Here is a 12,397-nt window from a genome sequence, read left to right as displayed (position 1 = left end):
CATGGATATCGCGCAAGGTCTTTCGCGTCGGTCCTTCCTCATCGGTTCCGCGGCGCTGGCCGGCGGTGTTGCATTCGGCGGCTACGGCGCGGCCGTGCAGGCGGCTGAATCGGCCAACGACAATCCGCTGGCTGCGGGCCTTGCGCCCGATGCGGTGACCTTCAACCCATGGGTCGAGATCAGTGGCGGCAAGATCACGCTGATTGCCCAGCATGCCGATATCGGCCAGGGCACCGGCTCGGTCCAACCGATGATGATCGCCGAGGAGATGGACCTCGATCCCGGTCAGTTCGAGATCCGGTTCGCGGGACCGCACCCCGCCTATTTCAATACAGGCTTCAAGGAAGAGCTCGCACCCTTCCTGGCTGCGGACCAGAGCCCCGCCGCGGAGAAGGCGCGCGCCGTCGCGCTCGAAGGTCTCAGGAAGTCCGGGCTGCAGATGACGGGTGGGTCGAGCACCATCCCTGACACCTATGAGAAGCTGCGGGTGGCCGGCGCCGTCGCGCGCGAGACGTTGAAGCTTGCAGCGGCCAAACGTACGGGCGTGCCGCTGGCCGATCTCCGCACCCAGTCCGGCCATGTGGTGCTGCCGAACGGATCGCGGATCGCCTATGTCGATCTCGCAGCGGACGCGGCGCGCATTCCGCCGGTGCTCGATGCCAAGCCGCGCGATGCCTCGACGTGGAGGATTCTCGGCAAGCCGATGATGCGGCTCGACATCCGCTCGAAAGTGCTGGGCGAATTGAAGTTCGGCATCGACATGAAGATGGACGGCATGCTGTACGCCGCCGTCAAGCTGAACCCCAACAAGGGGCAGCCTCTGGAATCCTTCGATGCTGCCAAGGCACGGACAATGCCGGGCGTGAAGACGATTCTGCGTCTGAAGAACGGCGTCGCTGCCGTCGCGACAAACAGCTGGTATGCCATGAAGGCGGTCGAGACGATCGACTGCGATTGGGCGCCGTCAACCTATCCTGCCGAACAGGCCGATCATTGGAAGACGCTGGAGGCATCCTTCAAACCGGAGTTTCTCGGCAAGGAGTGGCGCAAGATCGGTGATGTCGAGGCAGGCCTCAAGCAAGGCAAGCGGGTCGAGGCCGAGTATCGTGCACCTTATGTCGGTCACCAGCCGCTGGAGCCGCTCAACGGCGTCGCCGTCGTAACCGATGCGGGCATGGAGATCTGGGTCGGGCATCAGAGCCCGCAGGCGGTGCAGGCGATCGCGGCTGCCAATGCCGGTCTGAAGCCCGAGCAGGTGACGTTTCACAACCAATGGACGGGCGGCAGCTTCGGGCATCGTCTGGAGTTCGAGAACGTCCGCGTGCTGGCGGAGATCGCCAGCCAGATGCGCGGCACGCCGATCAAGCTGGTGTTCTCGCGCGAGGAGGATTTCCGTCAGGATATCCCGCGCCAGATCTCGATCGCCCGCCACACAGGCAGCGTGGCCAAGGGCAGGATCATTGCGGCCGACCTGAAGCTCGCGGGCACGATGCCCTACAACGGACTGCTCGAGCACATGGGCATGCCGACCAAGGATCCCGATCCGCAACTCGCCGCCGGGCTGTGGAACGTCTACTACGATATCCCGCACTTTCGCGCGACGACCTTCGAGGCGCGCAACCTGTCGCCGTGCACGACCTGGCGCTCGGTCGGCGCATCCACGGGCGGCTTCTTCACCGAGAGCTTCATCGACGAGATGATTCATGCGGCGGGGCTCGATCCGATGAAGGCTCGCATCGAGATGTGTGCCGTGCCGACCTATCGCAAGGTGCTCGAGACGGTTGCGGAGATGTCGGATTGGAAGGGACCGCTCGGCCAGGGCAGGGGACGCGGCGTCGCCTTCGTCGAGTCGTTCGGAACACCGGTCGCCGAGGTCGTTGACGTGACGGCGACGCCGCACGGCATCCGGGTCGACAGGGTTTTCGTCGCCGTCGATGTCGGCAAGATCATCGACCCCGTCAACTTCGAGAGCCAGGTGCAGGGCGGCGTCGTCTGGGGGCTCGGTCACGCAATGAATTGCGAACTGACCTATGCCAAGGGTGGGGTGCAGCAGACCAACTACAATCATCACGAAGCGATGCGGATGTACCAGTGTCCGGTGATCACCGTGCGCGGTCTCGAGAACGATCCGAAGGTGAGGGGGCTCGGTGAGCCGCCGGTGCCGCCAGTGGCGCCCGCCCTGGCCAACGCGATCTTCGCGGCCACGGGCAAGCGCATCCGCGAAATGCCCTTCAACAAGTTCGTCGAATTCGTGTGAGGCCGGCCATGAAATGCTCTTTGATTGCGATCGTCGTCGCAACGTCAGCTATAGCGGCGCTCACTGGCATCGTTGCCGCCAAGGACGAGGCCAACAAAGATGCGCTGCCGGCCGGTAGCATTAGCCGCGCCGAAGGACTGAAAGCCTGGCAGCGGATCGAAGCGGTCATCACTCATCCGCGTTGCGCCAATTGTCACGTCGATGCCGGGGCGATTCCGATCTGGACGCCGGCGGGTGAAACCAAGCCGCGCGTGCACGGCATGAACGTCCATGGCGGCGAAAGCCGCATCGGTGCCGAGGCGGTGCCGTGCTCGACCTGTCACATGACCTCGGCCATGCCGAATGATCCGGCGCCTGCGCCGCCGCACGCGGGCATCGACTGGCAGCTCGCGCCAGTCGAGTTCATCTGGTTCGGCAAGAAAGGCGCCGAGATCTGCGCGCAGCTCAAGGATCCCAAGCGCAACGGGGGCCGCGACGCCGTCGGGCTGCTCGAACATCTGCGCCACGACGCTTCGCAGAATGGCTTCATCCCGCGCGGCTGGGCGCCGGGCGCGGGACGCTCGACGCCGCCGGGCACGTTCGAGGATCACGTCAAGGATGTGGCCCTCTGGGGCGCGGCAGGACAGCCTTGTCCAAAGTGATACAGCGACGCGGCGGGTTCCAAGGGCGTGAATAGCCGTACGTCAGAGCCTCCGCAGTGCGGACGCGCTGACGCGAGCGTGTGAACCAACTGCGGGATCCTCGGGCCATGATCGCCGCGATCAGACCTTCCTTGTGAGCGGATATAGTGATGCTCGAGAGCGCCTACCGAGCGCAATGCGCAGCCGTCGAGGACCATTGCACCGATGAAGCGCAGCAGCGCAGGCGCGGCCTGACGCTGTTTGCGCTCGCGTTCGGAAGCTTCTGCATCGGCACGTCCGAATTCGCGAGCATGGGAATCCTTCAGCTGCTCTCGACCGGGCTTGGCGTCGATATCCCGGCCGCGACCTACGCAATCACGGCTTACGCGGTCGGTGTGGTGGTCGGAGCGCCTCTCGTGACGCTGATGGCCGCGCGACTGAACCGGCGGATGCTGCTGCTCTGCCTCATGGCGCTATTCGTGCTCGGCAATGCGCTGTCGGCGATTGCCCCCAATCTGACGCTTCTAGCCCTCGCGCGCTTCGTGAGCGGACTGCCGCAAGGTGCCTACTTTGGCGCGGGCGCCATGGTCGCGTCCTGCATCGTCGGTCCCGGTCAGTCCGGCAGGGCGTTCGCGCAGGTCATGGGCGGACTGACGATTGCAACGATCATTGGTTCGCCGCTGGCGACCTTCCTGGGTCAGGCGATTGGCTGGCGGCGGACCTATGCCGTCGTCGCGTGCGTGGCGCTGCTTGCCCTGCTGGCGCTGTGGGCGTGGGTGCCGGTAAGTCAGTCACTGCGCGGCCGTCCCTTGATGCAGGAGCTTGGCGCGCTGCGCCGGCCTGCCGTGTGGGGAACCATGCTGGTCGCAGCGCTCGGCGTCGCCAGCATCTTCGCGATCTACACTTTCATCGGTCCGCTGGTGACCGACCAGGCCGCGCTTGATCGCGCCTGGATCCCGGTCGCGCTGGCGCTGTTCGGGTTCGGCATGACCTTCGGCAACTTCATCGGCGGGCGAATGGCCGACGCCTTTCCCGCGCGTGGCCTTGTCGCCGGCTTCGGTTGCGCTCTCGTGGTGCTCGCCGTGCTGGCGATCGCAGGCAGCCATGTCTGGGTGCTCATGCCCGCCTTGTTCGGGGTGGGCGCCACGATGATGACCGCGATCCCGACTATCCAGGTCCGGCTCACACGCTTGGCGCCGGAAGCGCCCACGTTGATGGGCGCCATGAATCTCGCCGCGCTCAATTTGTCCAATGCGATCGGCGCATGGGTCGGCGGCCAAGTGATCGCGTCCGGTCGCGGACTGCTGTCATGCGCATGGGCTGGTTTCGGTTTGACAATGCTCGGGCTCGCGGTCTTCGCGCTGACGCTGGCAAAGGTGCCGCAGCTCGCGCGGGCATGAACGAAGCCGGCTTGGGTGCATGGAACCGGTGGTGACGATCATGGCTATCAGTGAGGCTCGCCGCGAGCAGATCTTCCCGACGCTTTCGGAGTTGCAGATCAGCCTGGCCCGGCGCTTTGCAAGCGCGGATGCGCGCCGCTTCGACGCCCATGAGACGATCTACGACATCGGTGCCCGCAACATTCCGGCCTGGATGATCCTGGAGGGATCGGCCGATGCGCTCATGCGCGGCGCCGCGGGCAAGTCGTCGCTGGTCACGACCTATCGCCGCGGCCAGTTCACAGGCGAGACCAATCATCTGTCGGGCCGTCCAACGCTGATGTCGGTCGTCGCAGGCGAACAGGGGGCGCTGGCTGTTCCATTCGATGCGCCGCATTTGCGCGCCCTCGTCATTGCCTCGGCCGAGGTCGGCGAGATCATCATGCGCGCGTACATTCTTCGTCGCATCATGCTAATCGAGGAGGGACAGGGCGGCGGTGCCGGCTCGGTCCTGGTCGGTCGCAGCGATGCGCCCGAGATCGTCCGCCTCGCCGGCTTTCTGGCGCGCAACGGCTATCCGTTCACCACGATCGATGCGTCGGAGGCGGAGGGACGCGAACTGGTGCGACGGCTCGGTATCGCGGCCGACGATCTGCCGTTGATGATTTGCCCCAACGGCACGTTGCTGGCGAAACCGAGCGATGCCGACGCTGCGTCCTGTCTCGGCATTTTGCCGGTGCTCGAGCCGCAGACGGTGTACGATGTCGCCGTCGTCGGCGCCGGGCCGGCGGGACTGGCGGCGGCGGTCTACGCCGCATCGGAAGGGCTCTCTGCCCTGGTGCTCGATTCCCGCGCCTTCGGCGGCCAGGCGGGTGCGTCCGCGCGGATCGAGAACTATCTCGGCTTCCCCACGGGCATTTCAGGTCAGGCCCTGGCCGGACGCGCGTTCAATCAAGCCGTCAAGTTCGGCGCCGAGGTCGCGATCCCGCTCACGGTCGACCGGCTTCACTGTCACGGGGATGAGTCGGATGTCGCCTTCACGCTGGAGCTTGGCGGCGGCAGCACCGCACGTGCGAAGACCGTCGTTATCGCGTCGGGCGCTCGCTATCGGCGGCCAGACATTGCCGGATTGGGCGAGTTCGAAGGTGCCGGCGTTTCGTACTGGGCTTCGCCGATCGAGGCACGTCTCTGCGCGGGCGCCAAGGTCACGCTGGTCGGCGGCGGCAACTCAGCGGGTCAGGCGGTCGTCTATCTTGCGCCCAGGGTCGAGCGGCTCGACCTCGTGGTTCGCCGGCCGCTTGCGCAGACGATGTCGCGCTATCTGATCGACCGGATTTCCGCGCTTCCCAATATCGAGCTGCATCTCGGCTCGGAAGTCGTCGGCCTGCACGGTAACCGCGCGACGGGCGTGACCGCCGTGACGCTGCGCGACAACGGAAGCCGCACGACCCGCACGCTAGAGGCGCGCCATCTGTTCCTCTTTGTCGGCGCCGATCCCAATTCGGAGTGGATCAACGGCTGCGTTGACATCGACGACCGAGGCTTCGTGCTGACGGGCGAGCAAGCCGGTCCGGGGCACAGATTGTCGCTCGAGACGAGCAGGCCTGGCATCTTTGCGATCGGCGATGTCAGGGCAGGCTCGACCAAGCGCGTCGCAGCGGCCGTCGGCGAAGGCGCCACCGTCGTCTCGCAGGTTCATTCGGTCCTGACGCGAAGCCGCTGACCCGGCGGGAGCGAGCAGGATGGCTGCCGCGCCTCACCAAACGACTCGGCAGCGACCTCAGGCGGCCTTCGTTTCCGACGGATGACCATGAAGAGATCTGTCGGGGGACGGAGTGACGCGTGAATCCCCCCGCTACTCGAACCCCCGACGTATCTCGGGATGACCCCTAATGCTGGTTCTCAGGCACCGCATTGGCAACTCACCGCCTCCTCCATACGAGAGTTTCGATTCCCTTCACCCGCTCCAGTGTTTTCATCACTGTTGCGCGGTCAGCGTTCCAATCGGACGAGCAAGCTGTAAGGACGGAATTCTGATTCAACCGTCAGGATGATCTTACCGAAGCTGCCACCTGCTTCCATCAGACGATGCGCTTCGGCAGCTTGTTGCAGCGGAAGCACTGCACGGATCAGCGGCTTCAGTTTGCCCTCCGCGAGCAAGGGCAGGGCTAAAGGCGCAAAACGCTCTATCACGGCCCTCTTTTTCCGCGGGATCGCGCGATTTCATCACCGTGCCCTGCAGCCGCAGGTGATTGTGCAGGAGCAGCTTGAGCGGAATGGTCGCCTCTGTCGCGCCGCTGAGATTGCCGATCTGCACCAATGTTCCGCCAGGTCTGAGGCTACGCAGATTGGGCGCGAGATTGACGCGCTAGAACACTCGCTGGGCCTGCTGCTGCTGGTCCGTTCTACGCGCGCGTTGGCGATGACCAACGCGGGCGAACGCCTCTACGAGCGGGCCCAGCCCTTGCTCGACCAACTGGCCGATACGTATGCTGAAGTCGCTGCGTTCGATGGAGCCGTGGCGGGTGTAGTGCGGATCGCCTGCTTGCCGACGTTCGGAAAACGCTACGTTATTCCGGTCCTCCAGCGGATCATGGCCGAGCATCCTCGGCTCCGGATTGAACTTGGTTTGACCGAGCGCCTTGCCGATCCGGTGCTTGAATGGCTGGACGCTGTGATCCGCATCGGTGATCTGGCAGACAGCACGCTTATCGCCACCAAGCTCTCCGATCAGCGCCGCCTCCTAGTGGCAAGTCCAGCCTATCTGGCGCGTGCGGGCCGCCCTGAAGCGGTGGCCGATCTGCCGCGCCATCGACTGATCGACAAGCTGCATGGCGCGGACCTGCTTGATTGAGCCGATCTGTTGGGCACGCCAGTGGCGCAGGCGGTGAGCAATGACGATGCCGTCTTCCGCTGCGATGATTTCGAAGCGATGCGACTTGCCGCGTGCGCGGGTCTCGGCGTCGCGTTACTTCCCGAGTGGGTGGTCGTCCCGGATGTCCGCTCGGGCGCACTGGTCCCTCTCGGCTTTGGCGGCGAGGTCTGGAGTAGCCGACCTGTCGGCATCTGGCTCTTGCGTGCGCTGGCCCAACCTTCGGCTAGGCTGCAGGTGCTGTCTGAGGCATTGCGTGAGACCGCCGGTCGTCTGTTCCTGTGAGCGTTCGGCGATGGTCGCTTGCGAATGGCAGTTCCAACCCGCAGCTGAGGGCGATCTTGGGTCGCTTCAGTTCGGACTGTCCAGAAAAGCTATTCTAGTTCGATCGCGCCTAGAGCCGACTCTTGTCCCAACGCGCTTTGAAGTATTCAACTCTCGAAACCTCCGAGCTGAATACGACGGTTCGATTTTTCAGCCATTGGGATTGAGCTCCCCAATGTTTTCGGTGCCTGTCAGGCAACCCGGACCGAACGGATAGAGTGTAGCGTTTCTGGCCTTAGGTGTGTGTAGCGGCGCAGCATTTTCCAATCCTTGTGCCCGGTGACAAGTGCGACCTGTTCGATTGAAAATCCAGCTTCGAAGAGGCGACTCGTGCCTTCGTGACGCAAATCGTGAAAATGAAGGTCATCGATCTTCAATTGCTGGCACTGACGACGAAATGCTGTTCCAACGGATCGTCCGTTGTAAGGAAAAATTCGACCTTCGCGAGTATTCGAGAACCGACCTTGCTCCTCAATGATCTTGCATGCGTCATAGCCTGTTACATCCAGCAGGGGAATTCGCTGATCGTTGCCCTTCTTCTTTCGGGGATCTTTCCGATTGCGAATGAGGAGCATTCGGCTGCCGGCGTCGAAGTCGCGCCATTCGACTCTTGCAATTTCGTCTTGCCGCATAGCCGTCGCGACCGCAAATCGGATGACACGACCAACTGGGATCTGTTGCCGATCGTTTGACTCCAACGCTGAGATAATACGATCGAGTTCGTCTTGCGTGGGACGGCGATTGCGCTCATTGCCTTTTCCAACGAGCCCGAGACGTCCCAAAGCGATCCGGGCGAGATCGATTGGTTCAGTTGACGCAACAATACCGTGTACCGCGGCGGCGTGAGACAGAATCGTCTTTATATATCCAAGATCGATCCCGACCGTCACGGGGCCCGCTCCCTCCAGCGCGCGCTCTTTTCCGAATTTGATGAGCCGCTCTCGATCAAGCTCTGGAAGACGAAGATGCCCAAGTCTTTCGTCCAGGAAGTTGAGGCTGGCAGTTTTGGAACGACCGATGTCCTTCCCGACCTCTTCCAAGTCTTGACGATGAAGTGTGATGAGGTCGCCGAAAAGCTGGACATCCCGAGATTTGTGCGTCGCTATCGATTCTTGGCGATCGATCCGCCGCTCGATATCGATGCCCCATTCTTCGGCGTCCTTTCGGCGGAGAAATGTCTCGTTGACATATTTCCCCTTTCGTCGGACTTGGGCTCTCCAAGAGCCGGATTTCAGTCTGGTGATAGTTGCCACGCGTGTGCGCTCCGTGTGCACTGAGGCGTCGAAAAGCCGGAAAAAACGTCGCACTATGGCGTAGAGTAGAGTGCACACGACGCGACCTAACGAATTGAACTTAATCGAAAAATGCAGATAAATCAATTACATAGATTTGCCGTGGCGCCTATGATGGACTGGACCGATCGGCACTGCCGGGTGTTCCATCGGCTGCTGTCGCGCCGGGCGTTGCTCTATACCGAGATGGTCACGACCGGCGCCGTCATTCATGGGGACCGGCAGCGGCTGCTCGGCTTCGATGCCAGCGAGCATCCGGTGGCGCTGCAGCTCGGCGGCTCCGACCCCGGCGATCTCGCGACGTCGGCCAGGATCGGCGAGGATTTCGGCTACGATGAGATCAACCTCAATGTCGGCTGTCCGTCGGACCGGGTGAAGGACGGCCGCTTCGGCGCCTGTTTGATGGCCGAGCCCGCGCTCGTGGCCGCCTGCGTCGCCGCGATGAAGCACGCCGTTCGCATTCCCGTCACCGTGAAGTGCCGCATCGGCATCGACGATCAGGATCCGGAGGTCGCGCTCGATGCGCTGGCGGACGCGGTCGTCGATAGCGGCGCCGACGCGTTGATCGTGCACGCGCGCAAGGCGTGGCTGAACGGCTTGTCGCCAAAGGAGAACCGTGACGTTCCGCCGCTCGACTACGACAGGGTGTACCGGTTGAAGGCGAGGCTGCCGCACGTGCCCGTCATCATCAATGGCGGCATCGGCAGCATCGAAGCTGCGCAAGGTCATCTCGCGCATGTCGATGGCGTGATGCTTGGGCGAGCGGCCTATCAGGAGCCGTGGCGGCTGCTCGATGTCGATCCCGTCCTGTTCGGCGAGGTCGCGCCGCATCGGACCATGAAGGATGCGTTGGCGGCGCTCGAGCCCTACATCGTGCGCCAGCTCGGGCAGGGCGCGCGGCTGCACGCGATCACGCGGCATCTCGTCGGCGCCTATCACGCGGTGCCCGGCGCACGCGCATTCCGCCGCCATCTCGCCGAGCGTGGCGTCAAGCCAGACGCCGGCATCGAGGTACTGCGCGAGGCGGTCGCGATGGTCGAGGAGCGCCCAGCGGTTGCTGCGCTGGCCTGAGCGGCTCAGGCCAGCGGCAGTTCGGCGACGGCCTGGCGCGCGATCTCTCTGCTGGCTGCGACGAGGCCCAGCTCCTCAGCTGCGGTCGGGAAAGCCGTGCAGCATCAGCCGGTCGGAGCGCACTTCCCAGCGCTCCAGCCGGTCGAGGAAGCTCATGCCGAGCAGGTTGGTCTTCATCTGGCCGTGCGGCACCACCAGCGCCGGCACCGAGCGCTCCACCAGTTTGCCGATCGCGAGCCGGTCCAACGTCAGCCGCGCCGCCTTGGTATGGCCACCGGCAGTTTCGACGTCGACGTCGTAGGCGAGCAGTTCGAGCGGCAGGCCTGCGGCCTTGGCAGTCTCGTAGGTCAGCACCACCGATGTGGCGCCGGTGTCGACCACCATCGGCGCGGTGACGCCGTTGATCTTGGCGCGCAATGCGAACTCGCCGCCTCTGGTGCGCTCGATCTCGACCGCGTTGGTCGGAGGGCTCGCCTTGGCGCGGAGCGCGCGGCTGCGCAGAACCTCCGACACGGTGTCGCTTGCGAGCGCTGCCTGCTCGGGGTCCTTGTAGACGATCACGGCGCCCGCGGTGAGCACCATGGTGACGAAAACGAGCACGACCTTGTTCATGCCGCGCCTCCCGTCGGCACCGAGGCGCTCAGTCGCGCCGACGCGCCAGCGCGGGCAGGCCGGCGTCGTGCATGCGGGACGGCAGCCCGTCCATCAGCGCCAGCCGCTCGTCGGTCGACATGCGGCCCCAGCGGGCGATCTCCGGCAGCGTGCGTCCGCAGCCGAAGCAGAGCTTCGTCTTCGGGTCGATCATGCAGACGGCGATGCAGGGCGTCTCCTGGCTCATGGCGCGAGTTTGAAAGGTTCTGCCACTGTCGTGCAAGTGCAATCATCTCACAGTCCCGTTCCGGCATTCATGATCGGCTTGCGGACCCGACGCTTCTCCTGAGCGGGGGCGATCGCGTGTTCCGGCTGCAATGGCGGTGCCTCGTCCGACAGCGGAGCGAGCGCCGACATCACCCGCTCCGGCGGGAAGGTGACGATCACCTCGGTGCCGATGCGGACCTTCGATTTCAGCGTGAACGTGCCGCCATGCATCTCGATCAGGTTCTTGGCGATGGGCAGACCTAATCCTGCGCCCTGTTCGGCCGACTTGATCGAGTTGGAGCCCTGGCCGAACGAGGCGAGCACGATCGGAATCTCGTTCTCGGGGATGCCCGAGCCGGTGTCCTTGACGCTGAGATATTGTCCGCCCGAGGCCGTCCAGCCGGCCTTCAGCCAGATGTCGCCGCCCTGCGGCGTGAACTTGATGGCGTTGGACAGCAGGTTGAGCACCACCTGGCGGATCGCGCGCTCGTCGGCCCACAGCCGCGGCATCTTCTGCTCGAACACCTCGTGAATGGTGATGCCGCGGCTCGTTGCGCGCAGCTTCAGCAAATGGTGGCAGTCGGCGATCACGTGCACCAGCGCCACGGCCTCCTCGTTCAGCTCGTAGCGGCCGGCCTCGATGCGCGAGAGATCGAGGATCTCGTTGATGAGGTTGAGCAGGTGGACGCCTGAATTGTGGATGTCGGCCGAATATTCCTTGTAGACCGGCACCGCATGCACGCCGAAGATCTCGCTCTTCATCACCTCTGAAAAGCCGAGGATGGCGTTCAGCGGCGTCCGCAGCTCGTGGCTCATCTGCGCGAGGAATCGCGACTTCGCGACGTTGGCGGCCTCCGCACGGTAGCGCGCCTCGTCGGAGATCGCCTTCGCCTGCTCGAGCTCGCCGATCAGGGCGTCCTTCTCGGCGCGTGCTTCGAGCGTGGCGAGCGTCGTCGCGTGCAGCTGATGGGCGAGCAGCACGAAATAGCCTTCGGCCGCGACGGCGAACCCGGCGAGCAGGTAGTTGTCGAACGTGCCCGACAGCGCGAGGCTCAGCGTGATCGCGACCGTCACCGGCGCGGTGACGGCGACGGCTGCGATCGGCAGGTTGGCGGCGAGCATGCTGGAGACCGCGATCACCAGCAGCATCAGGAACATCATCAGCGTGCCCGACACCGCCGCGAGCGCCGGATGGATCAGGATCGCCATCCAGCACACGCCGTAGAGCAGGTCGAGCAGCACGAAGCGCGTGCGCCAGCGCCGCGTCGCCGCCAGCGACGGCTGGTCGGCGAGGAAGTTCGAGCAGTTGCGCACGATCGCCGCATGAATGCAGAGCACGCCGAGCGTCCAGGCGCCGGCCGCGATCGTATGCAGCCACACGCTGAGCATCAGGCCGGTTGCCACCACCAGCAGCACGACGATGTAGGAGGCGGAGATGCGGGTCTGCGCGTATTGGCGCAGCAGCTCGCGGTCGAAGGCCGGACGCGTTCCCGATGTCGACGTTAACCGGTCGCGCGCCTCGCGCACCCGCTGCTGCGCGGCCCGGCGCTGGCTTGCTGGTGCAAGCGCCGGCGGATCTGCCGGAAGCTCGACGACCTCAGGCTTTTCAGCGGGTTTACTCATCAAACAACACAAATCCTGCCCGCGAGGTACGGGCTGCTTTCTGCATTGTCTATAACTGGGCCCAAATCCTTAAGACGGATTATAGACAACGAAAAATTTGC

10 protein-coding genes and 1 pseudogene are annotated in these 12,397 nt (G+C 64.2%); 6 read left to right on the top strand and 5 right to left on the bottom strand.

Annotated elements, in window-relative coordinates; all coding sequences use genetic code 11:
• Position 1 precedes the first annotated feature (1 nt).
• The 4 genes from QX128_RS15570 to QX128_RS15555 all read left to right on the top strand — a co-directional run bounded on the left by QX128_RS15570 (position 2) and on the right by QX128_RS15555 (position 5,979).
• On the top strand, positions 2-2,257 hold the full coding sequence (locus QX128_RS15570) for a xanthine dehydrogenase family protein molybdopterin-binding subunit (RefSeq protein WP_316237869.1): 2,256 nt from the start codon (positions 2-4) through the stop codon (positions 2,255-2,257).
• Positions 2,258-2,265: 8 nt separating this feature from the next.
• The gene (locus QX128_RS15565) at positions 2,266-2,898 is read left to right on the top strand and encodes a hypothetical protein (protein ID WP_316237868.1); all 633 of its coding nucleotides are present in this window, start codon (positions 2,266-2,268) and stop codon (positions 2,896-2,898) included.
• Between the two features lie 149 nt (positions 2,899-3,047).
• A complete protein-coding gene (locus QX128_RS15560) occupies positions 3,048-4,277 on the top strand; it encodes an MFS transporter (protein ID WP_315720769.1) in 1,230 nt (409 codons plus the stop codon).
• Positions 4,278-4,317: 40 nt separating this feature from the next.
• Complete coding sequence (locus QX128_RS15555) at positions 4,318-5,979, top strand: FAD-dependent oxidoreductase (protein WP_315720768.1); 1,662 nt, start codon at positions 4,318-4,320, stop codon at positions 5,977-5,979.
• Positions 5,980-6,248: 269 nt separating this feature from the next.
• On the opposite strand, the gene QX128_RS15550 is transcribed toward QX128_RS15555, so the two are convergent.
• Positions 6,249-6,449: a zinc-binding dehydrogenase gene (locus QX128_RS15550; RefSeq protein WP_316237867.1), complete on the bottom strand. Its 201-nt coding sequence runs from the start codon at positions 6,447-6,449 to the stop codon at positions 6,249-6,251.
• A 229-nt stretch (positions 6,450-6,678) separates the two neighbouring features.
• On the opposite strand from QX128_RS15550, the pseudogene QX128_RS15545 reads away from it, so the two are divergent.
• Positions 6,679-7,413 (top strand): annotated as a pseudogene (locus QX128_RS15545) (substrate binding domain-containing protein).
• A 230-nt stretch (positions 7,414-7,643) separates the two neighbouring features.
• On the opposite strand, the gene QX128_RS15540 reads toward QX128_RS15545, so the two are convergent.
• Entirely contained in the window at positions 7,644-8,705 is a 1,062-nt protein-coding gene (locus tag QX128_RS15540; protein ID WP_315720766.1) for a site-specific integrase, read from the bottom strand.
• Positions 8,706-8,816: 111 nt separating this feature from the next.
• Here QX128_RS15540 and dusA point away from each other — a divergent pair, with 111 nt between their 5' ends.
• Complete coding sequence (gene dusA, locus QX128_RS15535) at positions 8,817-9,815, top strand: tRNA dihydrouridine(20/20a) synthase DusA (protein WP_316237866.1); 999 nt, start codon at positions 8,817-8,819, stop codon at positions 9,813-9,815.
• 75 nt (positions 9,816-9,890) lie between these two features.
• Here the strand turns inward: dusA and QX128_RS15530 are convergent, their stop codons facing one another.
• From QX128_RS15530 to QX128_RS15520, 3 genes are read right to left on the bottom strand one after another with little or no spacing between them, the layout of a single operon-like run.
• Positions 9,891-10,427: a TIGR02281 family clan AA aspartic protease gene (locus tag QX128_RS15530; RefSeq protein WP_315717625.1), complete on the bottom strand. Its 537-nt coding sequence runs from the start codon at positions 10,425-10,427 to the stop codon at positions 9,891-9,893.
• A gap of 28 nt (positions 10,428-10,455) precedes the next feature.
• The gene (locus QX128_RS15525; RefSeq protein ID WP_315803053.1) at positions 10,456-10,653 is read right to left on the bottom strand and encodes a DUF1289 domain-containing protein; all 198 of its coding nucleotides are present in this window, start codon (positions 10,651-10,653) and stop codon (positions 10,456-10,458) included.
• A gap of 47 nt (positions 10,654-10,700) precedes the next feature.
• Positions 10,701-12,296, bottom strand: coding sequence for a HAMP domain-containing sensor histidine kinase (locus QX128_RS15520; RefSeq protein WP_316180631.1), 1,596 nt, complete (start codon positions 12,294-12,296; stop codon positions 10,701-10,703).
• Positions 12,297-12,397 lie beyond the last annotated feature (101 nt).

The sequence above is a fragment of the Bradyrhizobium sp. SZCCHNR1015 genome (genome assembly GCF_032489875.1).
Classification (GTDB): domain Bacteria; phylum Pseudomonadota; class Alphaproteobacteria; order Rhizobiales; family Xanthobacteraceae; genus Bradyrhizobium.
This window is presented reverse-complemented; position numbering and strand designations above follow the sequence as displayed.

Bases quoted from the DNA above. Each gene is read 5' to 3' on its own strand.
- dusA (WP_316237866.1), top strand. From the start codon at position 8,817: ATGCAGATAAATCAATTACATAGATTTGCCGTGGCGCCTATGATGGAC.
- QX128_RS15560 (WP_315720769.1), top strand. From the start codon at position 3,048: ATGCTCGAGAGCGCCTACCGAGCGCAATGCGCAGCCGTCGAGGACCAT.
- QX128_RS15520 (WP_316180631.1), bottom strand. From the start codon at position 12,296: ATGAGTAAACCCGCTGAAAAGCCTGAGGTCGTCGAGCTTCCGGCAGAT.
- QX128_RS15525 (WP_315803053.1), bottom strand. From the start codon at position 10,653: ATGAGCCAGGAGACGCCCTGCATCGCCGTCTGCATGATCGACCCGAAG.
- QX128_RS15555 (WP_315720768.1), top strand. From the start codon at position 4,318: ATGGCTATCAGTGAGGCTCGCCGCGAGCAGATCTTCCCGACGCTTTCG.
- QX128_RS15570 (WP_316237869.1), top strand. From the start codon at position 2: ATGGATATCGCGCAAGGTCTTTCGCGTCGGTCCTTCCTCATCGGTTCC.
- QX128_RS15565 (WP_316237868.1), top strand. From the start codon at position 2,266: ATGAAATGCTCTTTGATTGCGATCGTCGTCGCAACGTCAGCTATAGCG.
- QX128_RS15530 (WP_315717625.1), bottom strand. From the start codon at position 10,427: ATGAACAAGGTCGTGCTCGTTTTCGTCACCATGGTGCTCACCGCGGGC.